The organism is Microcystis aeruginosa LEGE 91341 (assembly GCF_015206885.1).
Classification (GTDB): Bacteria; Cyanobacteriota; Cyanobacteriia; order Cyanobacteriales; family Microcystaceae; genus Microcystis; species Microcystis aeruginosa_H.
In genome coordinates, this window is the sequence record NZ_JADEXY010000212.1 from 1 (window position 1) to 4,241 (window position 4,241).

Annotated in this window: 1 protein-coding gene; it reads left to right on the plus strand. The window is 40.2% G+C overall.

Going from position 1 to position 4,241, the window contains the following annotated elements; all coding sequences use genetic code 11:
- The first annotated feature begins 266 nt into the window (after positions 1-266).
- Entirely contained in the window at positions 267-3,932 is a 3,666-nt protein-coding gene (gene bchH / locus IQ234_RS20000) for a magnesium chelatase subunit H (RefSeq protein ID WP_193958359.1), read from the plus strand.
- The last annotated feature ends 309 nt before the right edge of the window (positions 3,933-4,241 follow it).

Genomic DNA, 4,241 nt, shown 5'->3' on the forward strand with positions numbered 1-4,241 from the left:
CCCCAAACCCCCCGCGCATTAGCTTTTCGGTGGGATGCTTACAGGCAGCTGCTGACACATTTGTCATCATCTAAGAGTCACTGATAATTGCTGATTGTCGGTATTTCTGCAAATGTGAGATGCACCAAGCAAGGGGCCAGTAGATCAGTAAATAGTGAACTGAAAACTCAAATCCGATCCCTAATAGCTGTATCCCGTCTCCCGTCTCCTGTCTCCTGTCTCCTGTCTCCTGTCTCGACTAGGAAATTAATTTTGCACGACTACTTATGAAAAGCATTGTTTTAATTGTTGGCTTTGAAACCTTTAACAGTAATTTATATCGGCAATCGGGCCTGTTGGCTAGTTCTAAATGTCCCAATTTAGAAGTAAAAGTATTCAGCGATAAATCCTTGACTAGCGAACCGGAAATAGTCGAGCAAGCTTTAGCCACTGCCGACGTTTTTTTTGCTAGTTTGATCTTCGATTACGATCAAGTTACTTGGCTGCGGCAACGAGCAGCACAGATTCCCATTCGCTTAGTTTTTGAGTCTGCTTTAGAGTTAATGAGTTTAACCCGTTTGGGAGAATTTGCCATCGGTGATAAACCAAAAGGAATGCCAAAACCAATTCAATTTATCTTGAGTAAATTTTCCAGTGGCAAGGAAGAAGATAAGTTAGCCGGTTATCTCAGTTTCCTTAAAACTGGTCCGAAACTACTGAAATTTATTCCCGCTAAAAAAGTTCAAGATTTGCGTAATTGGTTAATTATCTACGGTTATTGGAATGCGGGAGGAACCGAAAATGTTGCCGCTATGTGTTGGGTAATTGCCCAAAAATATCTAGGATTAAAAGTACAGGAAATACCCGAAGTTATCGAAACTCCCAATAAGGGACTATTACACCCCGATTATCAGGGTTATTTTCTCACTCCCCAAGAATATTTGACCTGGTATAAAAAAAATAAATCCCTTGATAAACCAGTGGTGGCAGTGCTGCTTTATCGGAAGCACGTTATCAGTAAACTACCCTATATTAATCAATTAATCCGTCATTTTGAAACGGCTAATTTAATTCCCCTACCCGTGTTTATTAACGGAGTGGAAGGCCATACAATTGTTCGGGATTGGTTAACCACAGACTACGAAATTCAGCAAAGAAAAAAAGGAATCATTGAAACTCCTTCTTTAAGTGAAGATGCAGTGACAGTAGATGCAATTGTTTCGACGATTGGCTTTCCTTTGGTGGGGGGTCCTGCAGGTTCTATGGAAGCAGGAAGACAGGTAGAAGTGGCTAAACGAATTCTGTCGGCTAAAAATATTCCTTATCTTATCGCTGCCCCTTTATTGATTCAAGATATTTATTCTTGGACAAGACAGGGAATCGGTGGTTTACAGAGTGTGGTTCTATACGCTTTACCGGAATTAGATGGGGCAATTGATACAATTCCTCTGGGGGGATTAGTGGGGGAAACTATCTATTTAATACCCGAAAGATTACAGCGTTTAACTGGACGTTTAAATAGTTGGATTAAGTTACATAAAACCCCTCCCCAAGAACGCAAAATAGCCATCATTCTCTATGGATTTCCCCCGGGTTATGGGGCAGTTGGTACGGCAGCTTTATTAAATGTTCCCCGGAGTTTAGTTAAGTTTTTACAAGCTTTACAAACGCAGGGTTATAATCTGGGAACGATTCCCGAAGACGGGGAAGAAATTATTCAAAAAGTTAAATTTGCCGATGATGAAAATCTCTCTAACCAAAATCGTTTATCGATAGAAACTTTAGAAAATTGGCTAGGTTATCTGTTAACCTCTCGCATCGAAAAACACTGGAAATCCCTAAAAGATGCGGGGATAAAAACTATTGGCGACCAGTATCATTTAGGGGGAATTGAGTTAGGTAATATCTGGATTGGAGTGCAACCACCTTTAGGAATTGCTGGTGATCCCATGCGGTTAATGTTTGAAAAAGATTTAACTCCTCATCCTCAGTATGCAGCCTTTTATCAGTGGTTACAAAAAGATTTTAAGACCGATGCGCTCGTTCATTTTGGTATGCACGGAACCGTCGAATGGCTGCCCGGTTCACCACTAGGAAATACTGGTTATTCTTGGTCAGATATTTTATTAGGAGATTTACCAAATTTATATATTTATGCCGCTAATAATCCCTCGGAATCTATCCTAGCTAAACGTCGCGGTTATGGGGTGTTAATTTCCCATAATGTGCCTCCCTACGGACGAGCGGGATTGTATAAAGAATTGATGATTTTACGAGATTTGATTGCCGAGTTTCGAGAAAATCCTGAGAAAAATTACGCTTTAAGAGATAGTATTCTCCAAAAAATTATTGATACAGGTATCTCTAAAGATTGTCCTTTTCTGGAAGCAGAAAAACAGGGAATAGAATTCACTTTAGAAAATGCCAAATTATTCAGTCGCTATGCACTAACCGATTATTTTGTCAAGGTGTATAATTACTTACAAATCGTCGAACAAAGACTATTTTCTTCTGGGTTACACACCCTAGGAACTGCTCCCAATCAGGAAGAATTAAAAGGTTATCTTGATGCTTATTTTACCGATTTATCTGAACGAGAATTTCAGCAAATTCTCGCTGATGAAGCAACCAATGAAAAGCTTAAAGAAGGCATTGCTATTAAAAATTTATTAGGACAAAATAGCGAAGAATTAACTAATCTTTTGCGGGGATTAAATGGGGAATATGTACCCCCAGCGCCGGGGGGTGATTTACTCCGGGATGGTGCGGGAGTTTTACCCACAGGACGTAATATACACGCTTTAGACCCCTACCGGATGCCTTCCCCGGCAGCCTACACGCGCGGACGAGAAATCGCCAAAAAACTGCTAGAACAAAACTTAACCGAAAAAGGAAAATATCCCGAAACTGTAGCGGTTTTACTCTGGGGATTAGATGTGATTAAAACTAAGGGTGAATCCCTGGGTATTCTCTTAGAATTAGTCGGTGCGGAACCAGTGAAAGAGGGGACAGGAAGAATTGTCAGGTATGAATTAAAACCTCTAGGGGAAATTGGACACCCGCGCATCGATATTCTGGCTAATTTATCGGGAATTTTTCGGGATACTTTTATCAATATTATCGAGTTATTGGATGATTTAATGCAGCGGGCAGCCGAGATAGAAGAATCCGAAAATGATAATTATATCCGTAAGCACTATTTAGCCTTAAAAAGTCAAGGAATTGACAAGGCGAGCGCTCGTTTATTTTCCAATCCTGCTGGGGATTTTGGCTCTTTAGTTAATGACCAAGTAGTGGAGGGAAATTGGGACAATGACAACGAATTAGCGAAAACTTGGGAAAAGCGTAATGTTTTTAGTTATGGTCGTCAAGATAAGGGACAAGCGCGACCAGAAGTGCTACAACAGTTATTAAAAACCAGTGAGAGTATTATTCAAGAAATTGACTCGGTAGAATACGGTTTAACCGATATTCAGGAATACTACGGCAACACAGGAGGATTAAAATTAGCCGCAGAAAAACAAAGCGGTAAACCGGTGATAACGAGTTTTGTTGAGAGTTTTTCTAATGATACAACTCCCCGCAAATTAGAGGAGGTTTTGCGCTTAGAATACCGCAGTAAATTACTCAATCCTAAATGGGCCAATGCCATGGTTAATCAAGGTTCCGGTGGGGCCTACGAAATCTCCCAAAGAATGACCGCTTTAATTGGTTGGGGCGGTACGGCTAATTTTAGTGACGATTGGGTGTATGATCAGGCAGCCGATACCTACGCTTTTGATGCAGAAATGGCGGAAAAATTGCGTCAAGCTAATCCCGAAGCTTTCCGTAATATTGTCGGTAGAATGTTAGAAGCACAGGGTCGCGGTTTTTGGCAAGCAGACCCCGACAAATTAGAGAAATTACAGGAATTATATCAATTGACCGATGAAAAGTTAGAAGGGGTTACTTAGGTTTTTTAGGCTGCATCTCATGTTTGTAAATCTACCAAGTTGGGATTTTTAAAGGGAAACTATCTTCTAAAATTGGTGATTACTTCCGATTTTCCCAATCAATCCAAGCTTTTGGGTAGGGCTGTTTCATTCTCCCATCAGAATATCAAAAGTAAAAGCGATCACTATCAGGTAAAATGAGAAGTGACCGCCAACTTTTTAAAGATATGTTGAGCTTAATAGAAAAACTGAAACAAGTCAAGGACTTTCGGAAAGATAAAGGAAAAAGACACCCTTTATGGATAGTATTAGTAGTAAGAATACTGGGAA